Genomic DNA, 24512 nt, shown 5'->3' with positions numbered 1-24512 from the left:
AAACCAACCTTTGAAAACCCAAACCTCAAAAAGCGCAACTTCAAAACATTGCCCCTTGGGGCGAATACCATCAACACCAAGGCCGGGACCGGCAAACAAAAGCGGTCATCGGTCGTCTAACAAACGGGCATTATTGTCAACCCCGCCCGACGAGGAGACCGGTCATGAACGCGCGAACGTGTTGTTTGCCTTTGCTGGTGGTCGCCGGCATTTTTCTTTCCGCAAATCCCGCGGGGGCCTTGGGCTTTCAGCTTGGCGAAACGAAAGAGCAACTCAAGCTGAAATACGACGTGTCGGTGACGGATCACGGCAATGGCCGGGTGAGCATCACGCTGACCATCGCCGACGAAGGCCGGCTGACACCGCTAAACTCGGTGGATTTGCACATTCCAAGCCAGGACGAAACCGGTTATGCCGATCTCTCGCTGTCAATGGCCGCGAAGAAGGTTGACGGGAAACTGGTGGCCTCGGTTCATTTGAAAAAGGAACTGGCCGAACGGGCGCAGATTCAGCTCCGGACATCAAGCCTTGATGGCAAACGGTTGGGGCTGACGTGGTACTACCTCTCGATCCCGCTGGCCGAACATCTCAAGAAAGCGGCCCCGAAAAAGGACTGACCCGCGAACGGCATGCCCCGCGAACGGCACGAAACCGGCTTTTTCCACCCCTGACGAGCAACCTCTTTGCGGCGACCACGGTGCCGCTGGCGTGCCCAATCTTCCGGGCACGCCACACCCTTCGTTCGCCTCAAACCGCGTTGACGGTTTTCGCCCCAAACAGAGGCCGGAGTTCGCTGTCACATTTTCACGGGCTTAAGTCATCGGAGGATTCCAGCCCTCTCTCAGTCATTGACAATCAACCCCGGCCAGACACTCAAGGGCTGCTTGGGCGGCCGCGGGCAATCCTCTCAAGCTCGAAACTTGGTCATGCCGGAACTACGATTGATCAGACGGGGGGGGCGAAAACATGGCCGCCAGGAAACAGACATACTCCTCATGGTTTACCGAGGAAATGTGGCTGACCAGCGAAGACCCGCACAGTCTCGGAACCGGGATGGCGGGATTGATTCTTGATGGCTTCTCGGGGATCACCGCCCGGAAAGTCCAGTTGTTCATGGTGGCGTGCGCCCGGCGGGTCGTCCATTTGTTGCCGGGTGATCTCTGCCGCCGGGCAATCGACTTGGCCGAAACCGCCGCCGACGCGCCGGGAGGATTGTTCGCCATCTCACAACTTCCAACCTTCGACCAGATTCAACGAGAGTTGAATCCGCAAGAACCGCCGCCGGACATGCTGACCATCATGGGGCTGGCGATGGCGAAGGAGTTGACCCGCCCCGAGGACACGGGCGCCCGCATGCGGCACATGATCGGCGGCTGGGCGGCCGGCGTCGTCGCCATTGCCACCAACGAACCCGGTTCTGACGCCGAAATTGGCCCGCAAGTGTTGCTCCTCCACGACATCTTCGGCAACCTCTTCCGTCCCCCCGCCCTCGACCCGGCCTGGCTGACATGGGACGCCGGGACCATCCCCGCCATCGCCCAAGGCATTTACGAAGAATCAGCCTTCCACCGCCTCCCCATCCTCGCCGACGCCCTCGAAGACGCCGGCTGTGAAGACGCCGACATCCTGGCCCACTGCCGGGGACCGGGGCCTCACGTCCGGGGGTGTTGGGTGGTTGATTTGATGTTGGGCAAGAAGTAGCCTCGATCCATCATTAGGCGAAAGAGGCTGTCAACGGCTCGGTGACCGGAGTCGGAAGCGATGGAGCCCCGATTGCTCCGCGGGACGATTCCAAGGGAGGATATGTAAATGACGAAGGGCCTGCGGTTTAAGAAGACGGGGCGGGAGGTGAAGGCAGCAGTCTCCAAACGGATCGAGCGCCTTCAAGGGCGGCTTGCCCGGCGAGATCATGCGCTGGACGAATTTCTCAATGATCGCGTGATGGTTCGCTCGCTATTGATTCGGGCCATCGGCGGCCGAGTCCGGCGTCGGAACCCGTCGGATGCGACCCCGTTGTATCCGGAGACCGATATCTCTGGCGAGCAAATGGAAGAGGTTCGCAAGATATGCGAACGGATATTCGAGTTGGAGGCCGAACTTCGGCGACTGCGTCTCTTGGTCAGTCATCTGGCCGACGACGAAGTCTTTGAACTCAGCTTCGCCCAACTCTCCTCGTATGGTTTCGAGCCATAAAACGCCGAAATCAGCCGAATTTAAACAGCCGGAAAATTGACGGCTGATGTGGCAGGACGGGGTCGCCTGACCGGAGAGGACGCCATCATCTGCCGGCAAAATACAATGGCAATTGCTCCACCCATGGAAACTCAGCGGCAAAGGTCATCGCCAATGCGGATTTTTGTGCGAAACGATCCTTGGGCGAAGACATACTTCGACTTCGATGAAGTGCCTTTGAGGCCGGACATTGGGAAGCTAATTCGTGAAGTGGTCGAGCCATTTTGCCGTGGCCACATGGTCATGGACATTGCCGGGCGACTCTGGCTTCGGCCAACAGGCATGGAAAAAGAGTTGCAATACATTAACTGCCGTGTGGAGACGCTGGCCAACGCTTGCGAACGCTGGCTTGCGACGCCTAAACAACCAGGCCCGATTGCTGATTTTGAGGAATGGCTTTATTCCGTCGACGAGGCTTGCAGGACGTATGAAGAAACTCACCCGTTCACTTTCTGGGGTTGCGAGATCGGAGATTGCCTGGAGCCGTTTTTGCCACTCCCGGAGTAATTGCCCCCGCCTTGGTCATTGATCGGCGGCATCTTGGTTTTGCATGTGTTTTCTGATGTTTGCCAGGTTCGGCCACGGAGCGAATGCCTGGCAATAGAGGATGTCTCAATGGACAATAAAGCCATCGCCCGCGAGGCCATTCACCGCCATGTCTGGTCGGGGTTCCCCGATGAGGATGAGATATTCGAGATTATCTCCGAATCACATTTCTGGCAGAACGAGATTGATCCAGGTTGGCTCCGGCGTGAGATCGCCGAGGGATTCCGTCTGAAGCAAGCCGAAGAAGCAAGCTGGCCCGAGGTCAGCGATTGCGATCGGCTCGACGCGGTCTTCGGCGCGCTTCATGACGACGGCATTCTGGCCTTGCATAACGCCGGTTACACCCAGTCCGACGGGACGTCCGACGTGGCCGAGTTCTACCACGAAGATGGCGGCGAAGAGTCGGGCATCGACGGATACTGCTTTTATCACGGCCAGGACCTTGAGGGAGTCATTGAAACAGGCGATCTGTTTCTGACGTTCGGGGACATCGACGGCGATGACGCCAGGGGAGTCGAGGTCGGCCGCCGCATCAAGGGCGAATTCGAGTCGGCCGGGTTCGTGGTCGAGTGGGACGGCTCGATCAAGACGCGGCTGTTGGTCAAAGGCATCAAATGGCGGAGACGAGGCAGGCCGGACAATTCGCAATGACGAACGTGACGGGCGTGTTTTCAGGACACATCATTATTTGCTGATCTGTTGATAATTAACACGGATCGCCTGTTTGCCCCGATGGCCTTTGCGAGCGGGCGGGCGGGAATCCGCCGGGAAAGGCTTTGACAACCGATGACGGGGCGGGTTAGCCTGACGATATGGACGAGTGCGGCCAAATGATTGTTGGCCAACGGAGTGATGTGCGGGGCGAATTCGCCTCGTCTTTCGACATGAGCGAGGCGGATCGAATGAAGCAGACATCGGCCGGGCATTCGACTTGTGACGAAGCACCCGGCCGGGTTGTGCCGGTTGTCGATCCTCGCCGGTGCGAAGACAAAGGACCGTGTGTGGAGGCCTGCCCGTATGATGTGTTCGAGATCCGAAAGCTGACGCCGGGGGAACGGGGGGCGTTGCCACTGCTGACCCGGTTCAAGGTCTGGGTTCACGGCGGCCGACAGGCGTTTGTCGTTCGCCCGGACAGTTGCCACGCCTGCGGCTTGTGCGTCACCGCCTGCCCGGAGAAGGCGATCACGCTGGCCAAGGCTCCGGGAGCCTGAACTGGTTCGCGAGATTTCCCAATGCGTGGCGAGATTGTCTATCGCGTTTATGCCCTTCACGAAGGCCGCGAGAAGGAATACTACTTCGGGGCCTTCCGCTCCGTCGCCGAAGCCGAGGCCGAGATCGCGGCGCTTCGCCTGCGGGAAATGAACGGGCGCAATTGGGCGGAGCAATATCACAACCGGGGCTTCGTCATCCGCGAGGCAGCCGTCGAGACTGATTTCGAGATTCCCCCGCTTCCGAAGCCTCGGGACAAGTTTGCTGTCCGAGGCACAACGAAAGCAAACCAACCGGGGGCTTGGGACTCAACCATTGTCGAGGTCTTTCGACGGGCCGGCCCGCAAGGCGCTCCCGAGAAGATTTGCGAATACGAACGATATTACTCCCTGCTGCAAACATTTGAGCCGTTCCGACAAGGAGGGCGAGAGTTCGCCCTGATCTCGCGCGATTACACAAGAACGGCAGTGCTGGACCTCGCGACCGGCGAAGTGATCGCCGAGGAGACCGATGACAGCGGAGCCGGTTTTTGCCCGGTCGGCTTCTATGTGCCGGACTGGTGGGACGTGAACGACGGGTCGATCATCCCCGGAAGCGAGCATTGGAAAACCGGTCATGAGTGGCCCAACGGGAACTTTGGCTTCGTCTGGGGCTGTCACTGGGGTGACGACGGATCTTGGAAAATCCAATACCTCGACCTGAGCCAGATCCAACAGGGAGTCGTGCGCCGAGAGGAACGATTCGGATACGTGGAACTGGCGACGTTCGGCCACAAAAACCACTGTCTGGACTTGGAAGCCGAGGTTCCCCGGAAAAGCGCCCCGCCCCCGTTCATCAGGGTTTCGAGTGACGGCGGCAAGCCCCGGCTAACCTTCGCCGTCGAGATGCGATTCGATCTCGAATCGGGCCAGCCGACAGAATGGCGGCGACTGAACGTCACGGACATGGAATGAGGGACAACGATCCTCAACCCCTCGCTCCAAGACATCGAACCAAGGTTCCCTCCGAAGTGACGCCACCGAACCAACCACCGCGTCCGGGTGTCTGTGGGCGTCGCGATTTCAAGCTCCCCAAACGGGGAGCGCTCATCCACAGCATTCGGGGAATCAGATGGCTTTCACTTACATGCAAGGCGAGCGGGGCGAGCGTAACGGCTGGCTGTTCCATTATGTCGGCGAGGAACTCTCGCCTCGCGCGAAGGTCAAAGCGATGGCCCTGCTCGATGATGAGCGGAGCATCGAACGGGCGTTGACGACCTGTCTGTCCGGCGCGGCGTACTCCGGGCGGGAGGAAGACATCAGCCGGTTCCGCAAGCGCCTACGAGAAAAGGGCGAGGAACGGGAACGGTGCGAACTGCTCGCGCGGGAACTGGCCCGCGCCGGGGAGCGGGTGTTCTCGCTGGCGCTGGGCGACCTCGTTTACTTCGGGATGGACGAGGCAATCAGCGACCCGGCAACGGTTGTCGTCTCCGGGGAGTCGTCAACCTTCCAGACCGATGACGACGAGTGAACTGGTTGCGTGCCATCAGACCACCGGAGTCATCGCACATTGTCTTTTCGGCAACAAAGAGGTGATTCATGGCGCCGACACTTCACCAATGGTATTCGGCGAACGACGCGATCGCGGCGTTCGGGGCCGGGGAGCCGCCGGAGTCGTTTTGCGAGGGGCAGTTTCTCGTTCTGCCGTCAGTGGTGCTTTGCTTTGTCACGGTCGGGCACGCCGATGACGGGCCGGATGTCTCGTCGCCGTCGAACGTCGCGTGGCGGCCGAAACCCGGCCGCACACCGGTCAGCGAGGATGATTGGCTGCCGGAGAAAGTGCAAGATGTCTGGGACCGGTCCGGCGAAAAGATCCGGAAGCTCAGGGATCATCACATCTTCATCCGCCCCACGGACGACGACCTGTTCTTCAATGCCGGCGAGGCCCACTTGGGCGCCCTCGCCAATGGGCGCACGAGCGACGGCCAGCCGGGATGGGCCGCCTATTTCTCCCTCACCCATAAATTGCCCCGCGAGATGTGGCTCAAGCTCGGCGGCTATCCGGGGTGGCTGGTCGAGATTAATCACAATAGCCACCGCATCGCGGCCGACGACCTGACGGCGTTCGAGCGGCTGGCAGGCCAATTATCCTCCCAAGAGTTCTCGCACCTGTCCATGACGCGCTACGAGGAGGATTCGCTCACCGTCCACACCAACGCCTCGCGCGGCTGGCTCATGTACCTGCGTCACCCGTCCGACGGCGGGCTGTACACTCGCGACTTGGAATACGACGGTCCTCCGGAATCGGAGGAAGTATTCCTGTGCGGATGCGGAATCGACCTTGAGTTTTCCGCCAGCCGGACCATCCCGCGCGAACTGGCCGCCCAAGCCGCCTTGGAGTTCTTCCAAACCGGCCGGCTGCCTCAATGTGTGCATTGGGAGTTGGAATGGCGTTGATAAACGAAGCTGCATTCCTGCTGGCAATTGACGCGGCCTCCGGAGACATGGCGCCCGTGTTGGCGTTCGCCGACTGGCTTGACAGTGGCAACGACCCTCGCGGGGAGTATGTGCGATTGCTCATGATTTTGGAGACGCCGGAAGCCGTGGGGTTGTGGCCGTCCGTCCGCGTCTGTCTGCGTGAACTCCGGCCCGGCATCAATCCCGACTGGACTGAGCAGGTTGGCCGCCGGTTGCTGCGATGGCGGCGGCCGCTCTGGTCAGCCCTTGGCGACCTGTTTCTGGACCAAGACTCGGAGGTTGACGGAACCTATCCGTTTGTGGCCTCGCGGGTGGCGGATTCGATTTACACCCCGGCCGGGGTTCGGGCCATCCTCTGGGACGAGGTATTTCCAGCCGTCGAATGGAACCGCCGACACCCGTGTGGGGAATGGACCCCGTTCCCGGAAGACTGGCTGGAGGCCAGGATTCTTAGCGTCAGCCCTTGGCCGACGGCAGCCGACTCGCCCGAGATTGCCCGGTGGGTGCGGAAAGATTGGGAGGCCGTGTGCCGCCACTTGCCGCCGGACTTCAGATAACTGGTGGCCGAGTGATTTGCAAGCCTCTCGCATTCTAATGAGAGTCAAGTGGCTTGGCGGCCCTGCTCCCGGCTTACGCACGCTTGAATCCGCCGGAAATGGTTTTGACAGGCGGATTAGGGTCGGATAGCTTTGCCAGATTGTCGAAGAGCCTGTCAGCTCCCGTGCGACGGAATGCGAAAATCCTGTCCGCCACAGGCGAGGCAGCCAAAGGGGACGTTCGCGAATGATGCATACCTGTCAATTGTGTGGGATCGACGCCCCGACTCAGGAGGTGATGCTCCATCAGAACATCGGCTTGCTGTTCTTCCGCATTTCGCACTCGACGGAAGGCCACCTGTGCCGGCGTTGCATCACCGCGACGTTCAAGCAATACACACTGGTCAGCCTGACCCTCGGATGGTGGGGGGTTCTCTCGCTCTTTCTGACACCCTTGTTTCTGGTCACCAACCTGATCCAGTACCTCGCCGCCCTCAACCTGCCCCCCGTCCCCGACGACGCCGGCCGGCCGCGCCTGACCGACGAGATCCGGGCGCTGCTGGCCCCGTTCAACGGCGAGATCGTCCTCTGCCTCGGCCGGGGCGACCCGCCGGAACTGATCGCCGTCGCCCTTGCGGAGCAAACCGGCGTCACCCCCGCCCAGGTGCTGCTCTATATCAGGTTCGAGGCCGATGCCGAGCCGACGTGAGGCCAAACCGCCTGATTCTCGCGTCACCGGGGCACATCAATTCTCAAGGATAAAACGATGTTTCAATGGGTGGCGAGACTGTTCGGCCGGACGGAAAAATCTCCGATCCGTCTGGCCTCGCGTCCAAAGCGGCTGATCCCGGAGGCCGCGAGGAAGGTTCTTGAGGGCGCCGAGACGATGATCGTCCACTCGCTTGACCCGTCCAGCCCCGCTGGCGACATTCCCGGGAATTTTCACGATTGGCGGGTGCTTGGATCGGTCTCCGTCGAGTGTGCGGCCACCCGCGCCCGGATCGCCGCCGAGATGATTGCCGCCAATCAGGCAAGCGACGGCGGGCCGAAGTGTTTCAACGCGACACATGGCATCCGGGTCGCTTCACAGGGCCAGGAAGTCGATCTGCTCGCCTGCTTCTGGTGTTCATGGCTGGAGGTCATCGGACCAGACGGCGTGTGGGGCGGGATGGTTCCTGTCGGCTCGGGGCCGAAGAGAATGCTGGACCGCTTGCTCCGAAAGGCGGGCGTGCCGCTTGGAAAAGACCCGCACCGGTGGATTTGAAGCTCCAAACGCTATTCTGAATCGCCTGACCCACGCCATTGCTTCCCGCGCCAACAGGCCACCCGACCCGGCCCTCCGCCTGTCAAAAATGGTTACCCATCGATATGCGGTTCAAGCGTGATTCCCAAGTCACCTAGCAGATGCTCGACGGACTCGACCTTCCCCTGATCGCCGCCGGCGGCCTCGACAAACATCTCCCACTCCCACTGCTCTAGCGGGATGACAGGGGCGGCGGAGGCGACTCGCCGTTCGTAAATTGCCCAAGCCGCGCGCCGGATGAGATCCGGCATGTCCGTTCCCTGCCACCATTCCCGCAGGGCTTCCTCCGGCGGCAGAAGATAATCGCGCAGCACCCAAAGGCTGTGGTCGAACACATCTTTCCAAGGCTCGACCGCCGTGAACTGCTCGCCGATCGCCCACATCGCGGCGGTGATGACCGCCCCGGCCGGGCTCCGACACTGGTTGTCGAGGTTATACATGTGCGAGAGGGCGCGATCACGAGCCGGTTCCAAGTGGCCGGGCATTCCCCGGAAATACCAAGATTGATCGTAGGGCGGCCTTCCGTCCGGGAACGGATTCCGGGAAGACTCGCTTGAAAAGAACACGGCGACCGCCCCGCCTTCGGGGAATGACACGGCCCAATGCTCGCCTTCGCCGTTGGCCCCGAAATAGGTGTCTCCATCGCATTCCATCTCGAAAGCCGGTTCGTGAGCGACAAGCCAGAACGAGCGGGCGATGCAGTTGAGCAAGATGCCCCGGCGCAACTGCCCGATTGTGGGAAAACTGGCGTCACGGACGGGGTCGGGCGGCAGATCACGCATGTGCATCACACTCCTGCTCACGTTCCGGCACCGGAACCTTGTTCATATCAACGGAACCTGCGCCATCAGCCAGTCGCGTTCGTAGAGGCGAAGCGGCCGGGACCAAGGGCCGTGATCCGCCAGCCCGGACGCGGCGGCCAGCAACTGATCCCGGCCAAGATTTTGGTATGGCTCGTCATTCCACACGCCGTCTTCCAAGCAATACGACAGGTAATGGCCGGCCGGTTCGACCAAACCCATGTGTTCGAGTCCGAGGGTAATGTTGAACGGGACGCCTTGAAAGACATAGAAGGGAGAGTGAGGACAGGCAGTGTTCTCCGCCCCGCCAAGCAACATCCAGGCAACGCTCCACCGATCCCGGAGCGGTTGATCTCGGGGCCGGAACAGCAACCGGCAGAGGTCGAAGACGGTCTCGTCATCGGCCTCCGCCATGCGACGGAGTTCGGCGACCCCCGTGCCCGCTTGCCGTGCCTCCAAATCCTGTAACCGGGTGCATTGGGCGCGGGTCTCGGCAATATGCTCCCGGACACTTGCAATTGCCACATCCTCGATCATGTGAGAGTTACCCGGAGGATCATTTCCACTGCCGAACACCGATGTTCAGCCTCAAGCAAATTGATCATGTCGTCCGCCAAAATCCGCGGCCAAGTCATGGCCCTACCACAAGGCCACCACGACCATCCGCACTTGATCCGGCGGTCCCAGACGGACGAATTGCGGAAGAACCTGTCCGACGAACTCGGGGACGATCTCGGCATACGTCTCCAGCCATTCGACTTCGATCCCGTCGCGGCTCCACCCGGCGTAGCTGACCGGCACATCGGCCGGCCAGTGATCCCAAGGGAACCCGCGCGGACAACCCGCGAAAAGCGGAGCCGCCTGCGGGGCGACATACGCCCGTCGGCGCATGATTCGCTTCGTCCACCCGAACCCGGCCGCTTCGCGGGCCGTGAACCATGTCGGGAAGAACCACTGCCTGCCGGAGTGCCATTCCTCGATTTTGTATCGCGAAAGCCAGCCGGCCAGTTCGGGTGACAGATCGGCCGGGAAGCCGCGACGGGGCACGATCGGCACATACGGCTCGCTCGACCGGATGGGATTGCCGGAGTCGGTCAGGATCGCCGCCAGTTCCTTGTGATAAGAGTGGAACAACTGCTCCGGCATCAGTTCCGGCTCGTCGGCATCGTACTCACGATCGGGGTTCGGAACCATTCGCCCGACAAACGCCCACCGTCCGGCGACCAATGCCTCCGCATATCCGTAAATGTCCACTCCCATCCGCCTTGCTCCTTGCTTTTGAAGTTGGGGTTTGGGTTTTCAAGGTTGGTTTTGGTATTGGCGAGCCGAGCAGCGTAAGCTGCCGGGTGGCTTCCGGCGGGGAAGTCGCCTGAGCCACGGTTTAAGTCCGGCTGAGTAAAAGGGAGGCGGCTCAACCACCGAAAGTTCACGCTGCTCGGCTCGTCAACACCAAAACCAACCTTGAAAACCCAAAACGCGCCAGCGAGAAGACCGCGTTTTCAAATGGTCCGACGGATTGGCACCCCCGCCGATCAGCCTTTGGGGATTTGACCTTTAAACCGCCACATTTTTGCGGAACTCTTCGGCGTGTCTTTAGAACTCGAGCAGCAGACCGCCCGGACTGGGCGACACCTGCCCGAAGTACGTCCCCTCGACGACGCCCCCCGCGATGATGAAGTAAACCGACCTAATGCGGCCGCCATCCGATCCGGCCGCATAACGCCACGTTTCGCGGTTCGGCCCGGCGGGGGTCACGTCATTGGGCGCCCCCAGATATCGCCGCACTTGGGCCGGGGTCATCCCCTTGACGCCGGCGACGGCCCACGTCGGCGGACCGGCGAACCGGCGGGCCGACCGGGCGACTTCCTCGACAACGGCCCTCGGTGCAAAGATACGGGCCACACGCCCGGCCAATTCTTGATCGACCGGCGCCGACCAAAGCGCCACCCAGATCAGACTCATCAATCCCATTGGCTTGCCTCCTTGCTACCAGTTATCCGCGGTCGACTGTCCCGCCGGGGAACACAATCGGTTACTCGCCCCCGATCATGAATCCAAGAGCAAGCAAAGCCAGGAACACGATCAGACTGCCATAAACGACGCCACGGCCGACCTGTCCGTTGGCCGATCCCAGTCCGAAGCGAGGCCCCTGGCGGTGCCACAGCCACAGCCCGGTCGGCGCGGTCACCGCGCCGAACAACCACAAATGCCACGGCTGCGAACCATGCTTGAGCATTTCACCGCAGTCGCCGACGCGGTCGAACGCCCCCACACCGATGTACAACCCGTTGGCCAGCAGGCAGAACCCGGCGAAGAACCGCGGCAAGAAGGCCCAAGTCATGCGAATCGCGGCCGTGACACCCCAGACGATTAGCGGGACCGCGACGCCGATCAACGGGCCGGACCACACGACGACCAACGGGCGAGGGTTGTCGGCTAGGTCTGTTCGGGAGATAGTCAGCGGGTTGAGGACCACACGAGCCACGCGGCCGCCGGTCACCCACGCCCCGAGGACATGACCCGATTCGTGAATTGCCTGCATCCCCAGCCAAGAACCGAGAATCGTCGAGCCGATCAGCACAACTTGATACCAGCGTGTCACCGCGTCCTCCGCCGCCAAAGCGCAAATTCCGGCACCCGTCGGGCGGCATCCTGAACCATCAACCAGTGCCGGGGGGCCTTGTCCCGCCGCAACGCGCGGCCTTCTCCCTTTCGCGGCGTGACTCATCCCAAGTGTTGCCGCATCTCGTCGTCGATGCTCTTGCGTAATTCCATCAGACGCTTGGCGTATTGTTCCTGCGACCGGTCCTCTTCCGTCTCGGGCGTCCAAGAGGGGACGGGCACGGTTTCCCCCTTGTCGTTGACGGCGACGAAGATGATGACGCAATGCGTCGTGTGCGTGCGTTCGCCGCCGCGAGGATCTCCGGCCCGCACGTCAACGGCGATGTGCATGCTGGTGCGGCCGGTGTGGATCACCCTGGCTTTCACTTCAACCATATGCCCGATCAGCACCGGCTTGAGAAAGCGGATGCCCCCCACGTAGACGGTGACGCAGTAGCTGCCGCTCCACCCGACGGCGCAGGCATAGCCCGCCTGGTCGATCCATTTCATGACGGCGCCGCCGTGGACCTTCCCGCCAAAATTGACATCCATCGGCTCCGCCAGAAAACGAAGCGTAATCTCCCGTTGACCGTTGCTCACGCCGTCTCCCCCGGATGTTGACTCAGAGATCAATCGCTATTGCACCTTCTCGCCCTTCATGACGATGCGGCCGCCGGGCCTCTCCGACCGATTTACCGGACACTACTTACTACTTGGCGGCTTCCCGCTGGCACCAATCGAAGAGAAGCCGCCATTCGAGAAATTGCACCCGTTTGGCGGTCTCCTCATCGGGATTGCCGGTGTCCCGCACTCGCTCCACAAAATCAATGAAGGCGAAGGGATCGGTGAATTGATAGCCGACGGTCGGCGCCTTCTCCCGAAGTTGGGCGAGGACGGGGTGGTTCCCCGCTTGCCGGAACCAATACTTGCTGTTGAAAGCATCGGGTTCGCGGCGGTGCATGATGCCGTGCCAGTAGGAGCCTGTCGGGGTGTCGATCTCCTGGCTGATCGTGTGGGATTCATCCAGAAAATCGTGAAGGAGCCAAAGGGCTGACAGACAGGCGCGGGCCATCGCCGGGTTGGTGTGGCCCGGAACGACATCCTCGGGAGTCAGGCCGGCCAGCAAGGGTTTGACGGCCATGTTCGGCGTTCCCGGCCCCAGTTCGGCCAGCCGGTCGACGAGGAGATTTTGCCGGATGTCAACGGATTTGGAGTTCATTGAGTCATGTTAAACCCTCCGGGAATCGCCAACAAGACCCGGCGACTTGCACCCCGCGTGTCGAATCGTAAAAAATCCGCATGTGTCAACGGGGGTTCTCATGAAGTTTGATTTGGCGGTGGTCGGTGGCGGGATCGTTGGCTTGGCGACGGCCTACCAATTCACCAAGCGGTTGCCCGGCAAGCGGGTCGTCGTGCTGGAAAAAGAAGCCAGGGTGGCCGAGCATCAAACCGGGCATAATTCCGGCGTGTTGCATTCCGGCATCTACTACAAGCCCGGCTCACTGAAGGCCATCAATTGCCGGGCGGGCAAGAAGGCGATGGAGGCTTTCTGCGCGGCCGAGGGAATCGCCCACGAGATTTGCGGCAAGGTGATCGTCGCCATTGATGACAAAGATCTGGAATCATTGCAACGAATCTATGATCGCGGCGTCGCCAACGGTATCAATTGCGCCATGATCGGGAAAGAACGGCTGAAGGAACTGGAACCGCACGCGGCCGGGATCAAGGCGATCCATGTGCCCGAGGCCGGGATTGTCAACTATCGACAGGTCTGCGAACGGTTGGCCGAACGGGTGCGGGAATCCGGCGGGGAAGTCGTCCTTGGGGCGCGCGTCACCGGAGTGAAGCACCACCCGGACGGCGTGACCGTGCAAAGCACGGCCGGGGATTACGAAGCCAGCCAACTGGTGAACTGCGCCGGCTTGCATTCGGACCGCGTGGCAAAACTGACCGGCGAAAAACCGGCGGCGAAGATCATCCCCTTCCGGGGGGAATATTTCGAGTTGAAGCACTCCGCACATCACCTGTGCAAAAACCTGATCTACCCGACGCCGGACCCGGCGTTCCCGTTCCTCGGCGTCCACTTCACCCGGATGATCGACGGTTCCGTGGAATGCGGCCCGAACGCGGTGCTTGCCTTCGGGCGCGAAGGCTACAAGTTCTTCAGCGTCAATCCGCGCGACCTGTTTGAATCGCTGACCTATCGAGGCTTCGTCCGCATGGCGTTGAAGCATTGGAAGATGGGCATGGGCGAAATGTGGCGGTCCCTTAGCAAGAAGGCTTTTGTGCGGGCGCTGCAACGCCTCGTGCCAGAGATCACGGCCAACGATTTGGAATCGGCCCCCGCCGGGATTCGCGCCCAGGCGGTTTCCCCGGACGGTGGCTTGGTGGACGACTTCCTGATCCAAGAAGCCGACCGTGTGGTGAACGTGTGCAACGCCCCGTCCCCGGCCGCGACCGCTTCGCTCCAAATTGGCGAAACCATCGTGGACCGCCTCGCCGTGCGTTTCTCTTGAAAGATGTGTGGAAAAAAAGAGTTCTCGCACAGAGAACTCTTCACCCAATTTCGTTCTAGCTGATTCTTTGGCCGAAAACCAAAAACAGAAAACTGAAAACACATCCCGGACGTACAATATTGTAATACGTTATTGCCCCGGATGCCTTCGATGAAATCACGACGCCTCTTCCTGGCGGCCATCACCGCCGCTTTCATTGGTTTGACGGGCTGTTCGTTCCGCACCTCTTCCGATGAGTGGGGAAGCGCCGGGTCAAAGCCCAAGGTTCTCGTCTCCTTCCCCGGTCTCTACAGTTTCGCGGCGGCCGTCGGCGGGGATGATATCGTCCTCAAATCGCTGACGACCAATCGCGGGATTCATTTCCACGGCGAGGTGACCGACCGGGAAATCCAACTGGCTCGCGGGTGCGATGTTTTTCTCGCCAACGGCCTCGGATTGGATGACTACGTCGTCAAAAAACTGGAAAAACCGGCCGGGAACAAGAAGTGGAATGCCGTCTTCCTCGGCAAGGCTATCAACGAAGACTGGCTCCATGAGGGAGAATGCAACCACGCGCACAACCCCGGCGAAAAGCACGATCACGGGTTTGATCCGCACGTCTGGCTTGGCATTCGCCATGCGAAGAAAATGGTCGAGGCCATCCGCGAGGAATTTAAGAAACTCGATCCGGCCCACGCGGCCAATTTCGACCGCCGGGCGGCCGAATATCTGAAAAAGCTCGACACCTTGGAGGAAGACGGCAAAAAACTCTTCGCGGACAAGAGCGAGAAGAAGTTTGTCACCTTCCACGATTCGCTCCAGTATTTCTCCGAGTCCTACGGCATCAAAGTCGGCGCGGTGATTGAAACCAAAGAAGGAGTCGAACCCACGACGGACGACATCAACGAAATCGTCCGGATCTGTCAAAAACAGAAAATCCGCGTGATCGCCGTGGAACCGCAGTTCCCGCGAACCACGTCGGCCCGCGTGATCCGCGAGACATTGCAAAAGTCCAAGGACAACCCGGTGGACGCCCAATTTGCCGCCGTGGACCCGCTGGAAACGGCCGATGAAGTGGAACTCAGCCCGGATCTGTATGAACGAGTGATGCGGGAAAATCTGGCCAACCTCGCGAGCGTGTTGAAATGAATCCTGTCCTCGCGTCCATCCAAAACCTGTCGATTTCCCTTGGCGGCCGCCAGATCCTCAACGGCGTCAACGCGGATATCTTGCGCAACAAGATCACCGCGTTGATCGGCCTGAACGGGTCCGGCAAGTCCACCTTGCTCAAGGCGCTGATCCGCGAGATTCCCTATCGCGGCCAGATCAAGTTTTTCTGCGGCCACGACCACACGCTTCCGCAACCGAAACATGTCGGCTACGTGCCGCAAAAGCTGGCCATTGACGGCCGGTTGCCGCTGACGGTGCGGGAGTTTTTCGCCTTGTCTCTGCAACGGCGCCCCATCTTTTTGGGAATCGCCGAACGGGTGACGCAAACAGCCGACCGGTTGCTGTCGATTGTCGGGGCCAGACACCTGCTCAACCGCCCCATCGCCAAGCTCTCCGGCGGAGAACTTCAACGGGTATTGCTCAGTCTCGCCCTGCAACCGAACCCGGAATTGCTGCTTCTCGACGAACCGGCGGCCGGCATCGACTTCGCCGACGAGAAGCCCTTTTACGACCTGCTGGCTGACATCAACCGTCGGCAGGGCGTCTCCATCCTGATCGTCTCGCACGACATTTCCATTGTCAGCGAGCATTCCCATCATGTGCTTTGCCTGCAAAACGGCAAAGTGGTGTGCCAAGGCCCGCCGGGCGAAGTTTTGACGCCCGAACTCATGGGCACCACCTTCGGCCAGGGGAAACGCCTCTACGGCCACGACCATGCCGACGGCGAACACTGCGAACACGACGACGGCTGCGGACACTCTCACGGGATGTGAGCCGGGCCGTACCTAAAATTTGCCCAAGCTCGGCCTATTGTTGCCAATCGCCACGCTCAGTGTTTCGACGGCCGTGCTGAAGTAGTTCTTCGTGTCTTTGGCGATGGTGCTGACCAACCCGGCCAGGTTGCCGTTTTGCGAATCCCAAGCCTTGTAACTCAGCGTGGCGACTTGGGCGGCCGATCCGGCGGCCGGGACAAACATCAACGTGGCGGTGGACGGCAGCAGCACCGCCGCCGTCGCCGACACTTTGCCGATGTTCACGAACCCCGATCCGGTGTCGGCCTGCCATGTTCCCTTGCCGGTCAACCCCGTCACCGCGATGCCGAACGATGTGCTTTCGGGACTGCTCACCGCCCCCGCCAGCAACGCGGCCACGCCGGTCGTCGTGCCCGCCACAGATTGCAATTTGCCAATATCCAATGTCGGAGCGTCAAACACCGAGGTGACCGTGATCTTCGAGGTCACCGCCGCACTAAAGGCGTTGAGGCCTGCGTCCGTCGTGTCCGCAACTTCACCGGAGGCGCCCGCCGTTTGGTCCCACCCCTTGTAGGTGATCTTCGGTTCACTCCCGGCCGTGCTGAATTGGTCCTTGCCGGGCGAAAATCGAATCTTCATCGTGTCCGTCAGAAGCAGGGCGGTGGAATCACTCACGCCGGTGATGGCCGTCCATGTTTTGCCGGCGTTCAATGTGTACTGCCATTCGCCGATGGCGCCGGTGTCAACCCCCGTGACCGCGATCCCCTTTTTGCCAACAGCCGTGTCTTGGAAGTTTGTCCCGAGGAGTTTGGAGACCGCATATCCCAAATTGGTCTTCGGATCTTCCGTGATCGAGGGGAATACCCCCGGCACGGTCAGTGTCGGGGCTTCATTGCCGACTTCGACGGTCAATGTCTCCTTGCCCGTGCTTAATGAATCCGCCTTTGTGCTTGTTCCGTCCCATGCCTGATAGGTCAGGGAAGCCAGCCCCTTCTTGCCCGAATCGCCGTCAAATCGCAACAGCGTTGTCGGCGGCAGATATGCCGGGAATTTCGGCAGGCTGTTGAAGGATGATCCATCCGTGCTGTATTTCCACTGGCCCGGCCCGCTTGCCGCCGTGATGGCAATGCCAATCTCGTTGACGGGCGTGTCTGCGTCAGTCGTCCCGGCGACCAGTGTCGCCACCGTGACCGTGTTTGACATTCCACCAGACGGGATGAGCGGCAGAAACTTTATCCCGGCGGTGTCGAGAATCGGCGAGTCATTCACCGAAGAAACGACCTGCGTGGCTGTCCCCTCGTCGGCGCTGAAAGCCGTGCCGATGGTCGAGTCAAGATAATCCCCGGATGTGCCGGTGGTTTCATCCCAGGCGTGGAACGTGATCGTCGCCGAACCGTGGAAGTTGGCGGCCGGAACGTACCGCAATCTGGCGGTGTCGGCCAATGCCAGCGCGTTCCCCGCCGTCACCGTGCCCACGGCAAGCCAGTTCTTGCCATCAAGGGAATACTGCCACGTTCCGTTGGCGTCGTCGGCATCGGTGAGGGCGGTGCCCTTCCGGTCGGTCTTGTTCGCGTCGGTGATCTTCGCCGCCGTGATGATGCTTTTCACCGTTATCCCGGCGTTGGTCTTCGGATCTTCGGTGATCGTCCCGAGGTTAACGGCCGTGTTTCCAATGGCCGGGGCTGTGTTGCCTAATGTTGGCCCGTCCACGGCCAACGTCTCGGTCATGAAGCTAAACGCCATCCCGGAGGCGTTGGCCCGGTCGCCCGCATGGCCAGGGAGAGTGGCGATATTCCATGCCTTGTAACTGACGGGGGCCCCGGCGAAGCCCGTGACGGCCGGAACGAATGTGAGCATGGCCTCCGGCGGCAGCAACAACGCCGACGCCAGCGTCGCCTTGGTGATCGGCACCGCCCCGCCACCGGCGATCTCGTATGACCACGTCCCTTTGCCGGTCAATCCGGTGATGGCGATGCCGACCGAGTCGGCGCCGGTGTCGGTGACCGCCCCTGTTAGCAAATTGCCGACGAGAACGCTCGAAACCAGCTTTCGCTCCGGGGAGATGTCCAACACCGGCCGGGCAATCACACTCACCTCGGCCGTGTCCTTGACGGCGCTGAACGCGGTGCCAACCGCCATCACCGCCCGCTCGCCGATCTTGCCGACGGATTGATCCCACACCCGGTAGCCCAGCGAGGCCGTGCCGAAGAAACCGGTGTTTGGCAGGAACCGCACCTTCGTCGTCGGCCCGAGCAGTAACGCCGCGGAATCCGAAACCCCGGTGATGTCCGTCCACTTCCCGGCTGATTGCCACTGCCACTTCCCGTGGGTGTCGTCAACATCCGTCACCGCGAGGCCCAGCACGTTTTTCTTGTCCATATCGTTCGCCAGTTGGCCAAGAAGAATCTTTGCCTGATCGCCCGCCGGAGAAGTCGAGTTTTCGGAAATCGTGGTGAAGCGGGGATTGCCGTCAAGTCCGATGGCTGGCGTTGTTTTGCCAACGGACACCGAGGCTTTTTCGGTGGCCGTGCCATAGGCGGTGCCGAGGAGCGTGTTGCCGAAGGAGGGCGTCATTCCCGTGGTCGCCGTGTCCGTCGTCATGTCCCAAGGCTTGTAGCTCAACGAGGCAAAGCCGGTGAACGTGGCATTCGGCTTGAACCGAACCCGGTTCGCCGGGATATCGGCCAGCAACAACGCGCTTGCGTTGCCAGTTCCTGTGATGTCGGTCCAGTTCACGCCGCTGTTCGTGCTGAACTGCCACTGCCCCGTGGACGACGACGAAAACGCCGAGACGATGGCGATCCCCTTCACCGCCCCCGCATCCACGTCGGTGACGTGGGCCGTCAGCCCACTTACCGGAGAGCCGTCGAACACTTTCGCCTTCGCCGGGATGATCTCCACGATAATCCCCGGTTCGGTGTCGATCACCGGCCGGTCGTTCACCGGAGTCACGTTGACCGTGAACGTCTTCTGGATCGTGTCAACGCCCCCGTTGTCCGTCGTGCCGTCGTCCTTGACGGTCACCGTGATGACCGTCGAACCATTGGCGTCGGGCAGCGGCGTGTAATTGAGGCTCCAGATTCCGTTGGCCTGGGTGGCGGTCACGGCGGCGATCAAACTCGTGTTGCTCGAAACGGCCGTGACGGACAACGCCTGGCCCGACTCGTTGGCGGGCAGGCCGGGGGAGACACCCGAGAGCGTCACCGTTTGTTCCGGGGCATCCTCAAGGATGGCCGCCGGATTGGCGATGTCCGCAAGAGTCGGCTGATCGTTGACGGAGGCCACGACCACGTTAAATGTGTCCGTCACACTCAACCCCGCCTCGTCGGTTACCCGCACCACAAAGGTCGCCGTGCCGAATTGATCAGCCAGCGGCGTCAGAGTCAGCATCGATCCGACGAGCGAGGAAGAAACGATTCCAGTCGCCGAATTGGAGTCCACGCCAAACCGGAGATTCGCGGGGAGCGTCTCGGTATCCGCGAAGAAATCAGTCAGGTCCAGCGTGAAGGGGGCCGCGTCTTCGTTCTTCGATTGATCCGGGATCGGCGTCGTCACCACTGGCCGGTCATTCTTCGAGATGAAGACATTCGTCTCATCGAACAGCCCGCCGGAGTCGGTCACCCGCACGGTGAGGTTGTAAGTCCCGGAAATCATCGACGCGCCCGGCAACGAGATTTCCCCGGTCGTCGGCTGAATCGCAAAGATCAGCGGGTCGCCATTCACGATGGAGAATGTCTTGGTGTCCCCGGCGTCCACATCGGTCGCGGTGACGGCGCCGAGGACGGTGTTGTCCGGCAATCCCGTTTGATAGAAGAACGAATACAGCCCGCCGGTGATCGTCGGCGCCTCGTTGACATCGCTCACCGCGATGGTGAGATCTTTTTCAAAAGACAACCCGCCCGAATCTGTTGACCGGACGCGGACGGTGTAACTCTTCTTGGTCTCGTAGTCGAATTTGGCGGCCGTTTGAAGGGTGTCGCCGTTAATCGTGAAGTCGCCGTTGTCGTTCAAACCCTGCCCGTCCACAAGCAAGTAAGTGAACGTTTCCCCGGCATCTTGATCGGATGTCGTCAGCGAACCGACCGCCGTGCCCGCCGGCTGATTTTCGGCGACCGAGGCGGCCGACAATCCGATGTCTGTCGGGGCGTCGTTGACATTCGAGACATTGATGGTGAATTGCTTCTCTGTGTGCAAACCGCCAACATCCGTGGAACGCACGAGAATGGAATACGTTTTCACGGCTTCATAGTCGAAAACGGCAGCCGTTTGCAGGGTGTTGCCGTTGATGGTGAACTGCCCGTTGTCCTCGCCGCCAACGCCGCTCACCAAGCTGTATGTGAACATGTCCCCGGTGTCATGATCGGTGGTGCTGAACGTCCCCACGCCCGTGCCCGCCGGTTGATTCTCCGCGGTGGTGTTATTGGAAAGGGAAATATCCGTCGGCGGGTCGTTGATGTTGGCCACGTTGATCGTGACGACCTTGTCAACGGACAGGCCGCCCGAATCGGTCGCTCGAATTCGGATCGAGTACGAGTTCTTAACCGAGTAATCGAAGACGGCGGCCGTTTGAATCGTGTTACCGCTGAGTGTGAACGAACCGTTGTCATCACCGCCGACACCGCTCACGAAGCCGTATGTGAAAGTGTCGCCAACATCGGGGTCGGCTGTGCTCAAAGCGCCCACGGTCGTCCTCGTCGGTTGGTTCTCCAAGATGACGGCGGGCGAGAGCGTGACATCCGTCGGCGCGTCGTTCACATCGGTCACGGTGATCGTGAAAATCTTTTCGGTGAACAGCCCTCCCTGATCCGTCGAACGAACCCGGATGCTATAAGTCTTCTTTGTCTCATAGTCGAAGACGGCGGCCGTTTGAAGAGTGTTGCCGCTGATGACAAACGCCGCGTTGTCGCCGGAACCGGTCCCGCTGGCCAGCGTGTATGTGAACGTTGTGCTATCCGGGTCGGTCGTGCTGAACGTCCCCACGGTGGTGCCCGTCGGTTGGTTCTCCGCAATCATCGAAGCGGAGAGGGCGATGTCCGTCGGAGCGCCGTTGGTGACGGTGATTGTCGTGGTGATGGTGTTGCTGAGATTGTTCGATCCGCTGCCGTCGTTGGCTTGTGTGGTGAGGGTGACGCTTGCTCCCGCGCCGGGGGCCGTGTAAGTCAGCGTGCCGAGGGCCGTGTTCACGGCGGCCAGCGTCCCCGCGATGCTCAGGGAACCGCTGCGATTGCCGGTGACGGTCGTGCCGCCGACCGTCACGTTCAACACCCCGGCGGTCACCGAGAGCGTGATGGTTTCATTCGTCGAATCCGAATCGGCCACCGAAAAGACATTGCCGGTTCCCGTGAACGCCAGCGTGCCGTTATGCGCGACGCTGCCGCTCGCCGGGCCGGACATGACCGGGGCGGCGTTGGTGATCGTGACCGTCGTGGTCAGCGTGTTGCTGAGATTGTTCGACGCGCTGCCGTCATTGGCCCGGACGGTCAGCGTGGCGGTCGTGCCCGAACCGGGGGCCGTGTAAGTCAGCGTCGCCAAGGCGGCATTGAGCAGGACAATATTGCCGGAAAGGGTGAGTGTTGATGAGTTGTTGGCCCCGGCACTGATGGTCGCGCCCGAGGCAAGGCCGGAAGAGAGATTGACATTCACCGTCCCGGCCGTGGCGGTCACGGTCACGCTTTCGGAAGCCGCCGCATCGACATCGGAGACCGTAATCAGGTTGCCGGCGGTGAAGCTCAACGCGGCGGAACGGCCGACCGAAACGGCCAAGGGACCGGAGACCACCGGGGCCGTGTTGGTCGAGACATCAAACGCCGTGGTGACGGATTCGGTGATGCTCGTCACCTTGCCCGAACTCATGGAAGACCCGTAATACTGCCGGCCAAGAATGTATGGGAAAGCGGCCGCCCCGGTTGAATCGATGGTGTCGAAATAGGCGTAGGTGCCGTTGGAGAATTCGGGGGTGACACACCAACGACCGTTGAATTGATCCAGATTCCCGGAGCCGGGCACATAGGCATAGTCTTCGCCATAGCGGCCAAGCGGGTAAGTCGAACTCACGGTCGGACCGGCATAGGACGATTGTTGTGCCGTCGTCATGGTGTAAAAGGCATCGGGCGCCGTGGCGGCGGCGGTGGCGCCAAGTTTGGCGGAATCAAGCGCCGCCGACCAGCCGGGGACCGAGATACGCGGGCTGCCGGTCGTCAGGTCGGTTCGCAGGGAAAAGCTGGACTGCATCCGGACGACGGGGCTGGTGGGGTCCGTGGGATCGGAGTAGCCATACGGCCCGTAAATCGGATAGCCGTCGAACATCCAGCCGATGATCGGCGAATGGTGCAGATTAGTCGTGTGATCGACGAAATCTTCGCTGGCATCGTCGCCGTGCGTCAGAAGATAGGCCGCCGAATCATACGGGAAAACATCCGTGGTGCCGACGTAGTCGATATTGTCGTTGAGCTGCGCCCGGAGGGCGGGCGGGTCGGTGTGATAGTGATACTGGCCGTTGCCAGGTTGGTGGCCGTTGCCCTCGTCGAACGTGGCCGACTCGGCATATTCGGCCTCGCGGTTCCAAATGCCGTCGCCCGTCATCCCCACATCGGCGCCGGAGGAATGGACATAGGAAAACGCATCCCCGTTGTTGTAAAAGACCACGCCGTTGACGGCGATTCCCACCGGCCCGCCCCCGGCGGTGGCATGGGTGGCGGACGGGTAGGTCGTGTTCAACGCCACCCGGAAGATGGAATTTTGGTTGCTCGGATAATTCATGAACGGGTGCTGCTTGGTGGAATCGCTCCACCAAGGCCCCATCGTGTAGCTGGCAAGGTCCGGCGTGTTCACATAAACGTAGTTGCCGCTGTTGGAATAGCTGACCTTCTGGACATCGCCGATCACGGCGGTCGTCTGCCCGGACCACGTCGTGCTGGGTCCGATGGTGGTGCCGCCGTTGACGCCGCTGATGACCTGGGAATACTCCCCCTGCCCCGAGACAAACCAAGAATTCAGCACGGCGGTCGAAACAGAGAACAGCGTCCGCGACTCAAGGTCTTCCAGATGCAAGGCCTGTCGGATCTTCCGGGCTGACTTGGTTTGACCAACCGCACCCGGTGTCTTCACGGCCCATTTACGCACGGCAACTCCCCTTGATGATCCGACCGAGATTTGAAATTCAAGCCAATTGCCAGGGTGACGGCCCCGTGACTATAACCGGGCAACCTGAAGCCAACGTGAAGCGATGACAAAAGAGCTTTTCGGAAGAGTTGGACCGACTGGAGTGAAAAGGCGAACGAGAAGGAAAGGCAACAAACAACCGGCCTGTCGCGGATGAAGGACTGGCCGGTGATGACGACTTGAGGGTGTTCTTGTTCCGGCCGAAATCAGAAGCTCGTGTCCGTCGATTCCCCGGCTTGGGCTTGCGGGGTCGCCAGCGCTTTCCAAACCGACAGGCTCACGGAATTCTTGGCGAATCGGACGCCGCCGTCCCCCATCAGCACATTCACTCCGCCCGTGTGCCGGCTCCGGGCAGTGATGATGACGGAGCGGGTGTTCCACGCCGTGTAAGTTCCGGTGCAGGGAGCCATCGGATCATTGATGCAGTAATTGATCCGGACTTGGTCCACCCCGCTGTTGGGCGTGTTGTTGTGTTGGTAAATCGGTCCCTCGGGATAATAACGGATGCCGCGCATGTCATCCCCCTTGGGATTGATCACCTCGGACATGAACGCCGTGTTGCTAGTGCCGTCCGTGATGTCGGCCATGCGGGTTTTGCTGACGTTGTAAAACACGCCTTGAACCACCTGATCCAGACCGTTTGATGTGGAGGGCATGATTTGCGGGCCAATTCCCCCGTTGGCGTTGTAGTTCCCGCGAACACAAAAACCTCCGAAACCCATGATCGCGTTCGGGTCGTCCGACGGGCAGGACATCATCGGAATCCGCGTTGACCTGATCGTGAGGGTTCCCGTCGAGGCCGAGCCAAACCCGTTGGCGGCGCGGGCGGCGACATAATCAACCGTGTTGAACAACGAGTCCTGCTCAAGATAAGGCAGGATAAAGTAGCACCAGCTGGCCTCGCTGGTGTCCGACACTCCGTTAAAGGTGCTGTTGTTGGCGATGTAGCCGGGAGGAAAAACTTGATTGGCGCTCTCGTAATTGTGGAGGCCGAGGCCCAGTTGCTTCAGGTTGTTGGTGCATTTCATCCGGTTGGCGGCCTCCCGGATTTTCTGCACGGCCGGCAACAACAGGCCGATCAGGATGGCGATGATGGCAATGACCACGAGCAGTTCAATCAGCGTAAACGCGACCCGGCGGGATGATCCCAATCTCATCGAAGACTCTCCCAAAAATGTGATAAAAGCGGGTGAAATGGCGGGAGAGGAGGCCAGCCACAGTATGAGGCAAGCCATCGATTTCCGAAAGGAA

24 protein-coding genes are annotated in these 24512 nt (G+C 60.7%); 15 read left to right on the top strand and 9 right to left on the bottom strand.

The annotated features are described in order from the left end of the window. Positions 1-164: 164 nt before the first annotated feature. The 12 genes from BGIM_RS0142450 to BGIM_RS0142395 all read left to right on the top strand — a co-directional run bounded on the left by BGIM_RS0142450 (position 165) and on the right by BGIM_RS0142395 (position 8243). A complete protein-coding gene (locus BGIM_RS0142450) occupies positions 165-617 on the top strand; it encodes a hypothetical protein (RefSeq protein WP_020475671.1) in 453 nt (150 codons plus the stop codon). A 349-nt stretch (positions 618-966) separates the two neighbouring features. Further along, entirely contained in the window at positions 967-1701 is a 735-nt protein-coding gene (locus BGIM_RS67585) for a hypothetical protein (RefSeq protein WP_029631810.1), read from the top strand. A gap of 108 nt (positions 1702-1809) precedes the next feature. Continuing rightward, complete coding sequence (locus tag BGIM_RS0142440; protein WP_020475669.1) at positions 1810-2193, top strand: hypothetical protein; 384 nt, start codon at positions 1810-1812, stop codon at positions 2191-2193. A 36-nt stretch (positions 2194-2229) separates the two neighbouring features. Continuing rightward, positions 2230-2739, top strand: a complete 510-nt coding sequence (locus tag BGIM_RS0142435; RefSeq protein WP_157369839.1) for a hypothetical protein — start codon at positions 2230-2232, stop codon at positions 2737-2739. A 108-nt stretch (positions 2740-2847) separates the two neighbouring features. Then, on the top strand, positions 2848-3429 hold the full coding sequence (locus tag BGIM_RS55445) for a DUF6891 domain-containing protein (RefSeq protein WP_020475667.1): 582 nt from the start codon (positions 2848-2850) through the stop codon (positions 3427-3429). 179 nt (positions 3430-3608) lie between these two features. Further along, on the top strand, positions 3609-3989 hold the full coding sequence (locus BGIM_RS0142425; RefSeq protein WP_020475666.1) for a 4Fe-4S dicluster domain-containing protein: 381 nt from the start codon (positions 3609-3611) through the stop codon (positions 3987-3989). A 21-nt stretch (positions 3990-4010) separates the two neighbouring features. Further along, complete coding sequence (locus tag BGIM_RS0142420; protein ID WP_020475665.1) at positions 4011-4940, top strand: hypothetical protein; 930 nt, start codon at positions 4011-4013, stop codon at positions 4938-4940. Between the two features lie 157 nt (positions 4941-5097). Next, the gene (locus BGIM_RS0142415) at positions 5098-5496 is read left to right on the top strand and encodes a hypothetical protein (RefSeq protein ID WP_020475664.1); all 399 of its coding nucleotides are present in this window, start codon (positions 5098-5100) and stop codon (positions 5494-5496) included. 68 nt (positions 5497-5564) lie between these two features. Beyond that, complete coding sequence (locus BGIM_RS0142410) at positions 5565-6422, top strand: Imm1 family immunity protein (RefSeq protein WP_020475663.1); 858 nt, start codon at positions 5565-5567, stop codon at positions 6420-6422. Further along, on the top strand, positions 6413-7000 hold the full coding sequence (locus BGIM_RS59310) for a DUF7079 family protein (protein WP_020475662.1): 588 nt from the start codon (positions 6413-6415) through the stop codon (positions 6998-7000). The genes BGIM_RS0142410 and BGIM_RS59310 overlap by 10 nt, the downstream gene beginning before the upstream one ends. A gap of 226 nt (positions 7001-7226) precedes the next feature. Next, positions 7227-7688 (top strand): hypothetical protein, encoded by a 462-nt coding sequence (locus BGIM_RS0142400; RefSeq protein ID WP_020475661.1) that lies wholly within the window; start codon positions 7227-7229, stop codon positions 7686-7688. 57 nt (positions 7689-7745) lie between these two features. Further along, positions 7746-8243 carry a hypothetical protein gene (locus BGIM_RS0142395; RefSeq protein ID WP_020475660.1) on the top strand — a complete coding sequence of 166 codons (498 nt, stop codon included), beginning with the start codon at positions 7746-7748 and terminating at the stop codon, positions 8241-8243. Positions 8244-8335: 92 nt separating this feature from the next. Here the strand turns inward: BGIM_RS0142395 and BGIM_RS0142390 are convergent, their stop codons facing one another. The 7 genes from BGIM_RS0142390 to BGIM_RS0142360 all read right to left on the bottom strand — a co-directional run bounded on the left by BGIM_RS0142390 (position 8336) and on the right by BGIM_RS0142360 (position 12902). Beyond that, positions 8336-9064 carry a hypothetical protein gene (locus BGIM_RS0142390; protein ID WP_020475659.1) on the bottom strand — a complete coding sequence of 243 codons (729 nt, stop codon included), beginning with the start codon at positions 9062-9064 and terminating at the stop codon, positions 8336-8338. A 42-nt stretch (positions 9065-9106) separates the two neighbouring features. Continuing rightward, complete coding sequence (locus tag BGIM_RS0142385) at positions 9107-9619, bottom strand: hypothetical protein (RefSeq protein ID WP_020475658.1); 513 nt, start codon at positions 9617-9619, stop codon at positions 9107-9109. A gap of 102 nt (positions 9620-9721) precedes the next feature. After that, positions 9722-10342: a hypothetical protein gene (locus tag BGIM_RS0142380; protein ID WP_020475657.1), complete on the bottom strand. Its 621-nt coding sequence runs from the start codon at positions 10340-10342 to the stop codon at positions 9722-9724. Between the two features lie 333 nt (positions 10343-10675). Further along, on the bottom strand, positions 10676-11053 hold the full coding sequence (locus BGIM_RS0142375) for a hypothetical protein (RefSeq protein WP_020475656.1): 378 nt from the start codon (positions 11051-11053) through the stop codon (positions 10676-10678). A gap of 61 nt (positions 11054-11114) precedes the next feature. After that, positions 11115-11684: a hypothetical protein gene (locus BGIM_RS59305; protein ID WP_157369838.1), complete on the bottom strand. Its 570-nt coding sequence runs from the start codon at positions 11682-11684 to the stop codon at positions 11115-11117. A gap of 122 nt (positions 11685-11806) precedes the next feature. Continuing rightward, positions 11807-12235, bottom strand: coding sequence for an acyl-CoA thioesterase (locus BGIM_RS0142365; protein WP_052640250.1), 429 nt, complete (start codon positions 12233-12235; stop codon positions 11807-11809). A 157-nt stretch (positions 12236-12392) separates the two neighbouring features. After that, positions 12393-12902 carry a hypothetical protein gene (locus BGIM_RS0142360; protein WP_020475653.1) on the bottom strand — a complete coding sequence of 170 codons (510 nt, stop codon included), beginning with the start codon at positions 12900-12902 and terminating at the stop codon, positions 12393-12395. A gap of 100 nt (positions 12903-13002) precedes the next feature. On the opposite strand from BGIM_RS0142360, the gene lhgO reads away from it, so the two are divergent. The 3 genes from lhgO (at position 13003) to BGIM_RS55430 (ending at position 16121) form a co-directional block, all read left to right on the top strand. Beyond that, positions 13003-14199, top strand: a complete 1197-nt coding sequence (gene lhgO / locus BGIM_RS0142355) for an L-2-hydroxyglutarate oxidase (protein ID WP_020475652.1) — start codon at positions 13003-13005, stop codon at positions 14197-14199. 150 nt (positions 14200-14349) lie between these two features. Beyond that, positions 14350-15327 (top strand): metal ABC transporter substrate-binding protein, encoded by a 978-nt coding sequence (locus BGIM_RS0142350; protein WP_020475651.1) that lies wholly within the window; start codon positions 14350-14352, stop codon positions 15325-15327. After that, positions 15324-16121 (top strand): metal ABC transporter ATP-binding protein, encoded by a 798-nt coding sequence (locus BGIM_RS55430; protein ID WP_020475650.1) that lies wholly within the window; start codon positions 15324-15326, stop codon positions 16119-16121. Before BGIM_RS0142350 ends, BGIM_RS55430 begins: the two co-directional genes overlap by 4 nt. A 12-nt stretch (positions 16122-16133) precedes the next feature. Here BGIM_RS55430 and BGIM_RS59300 read toward each other — a convergent pair whose 3' ends face one another. Next, the gene (locus tag BGIM_RS59300) at positions 16134-23222 is read right to left on the bottom strand and encodes a cadherin domain-containing protein (protein WP_020475649.1); all 7089 of its coding nucleotides are present in this window, start codon (positions 23220-23222) and stop codon (positions 16134-16136) included. 245 nt (positions 23223-23467) lie between these two features. Then, the gene (locus tag BGIM_RS55420) at positions 23468-24418 is read right to left on the bottom strand and encodes a DUF1559 domain-containing protein (protein WP_020475648.1); all 951 of its coding nucleotides are present in this window, start codon (positions 24416-24418) and stop codon (positions 23468-23470) included. Positions 24419-24512: the final 94 nt, after the last annotated feature.

This window comes from Zavarzinella formosa DSM 19928, assembly GCF_000255705.1.
In the GTDB taxonomy this organism is placed as follows: Bacteria; Planctomycetota; Planctomycetia; order Gemmatales; family Gemmataceae; genus Zavarzinella; species Zavarzinella formosa.
Note: the sequence above shows the minus strand (reverse complement) of the source record. Positions and strands in the feature narration are given on the sequence as shown.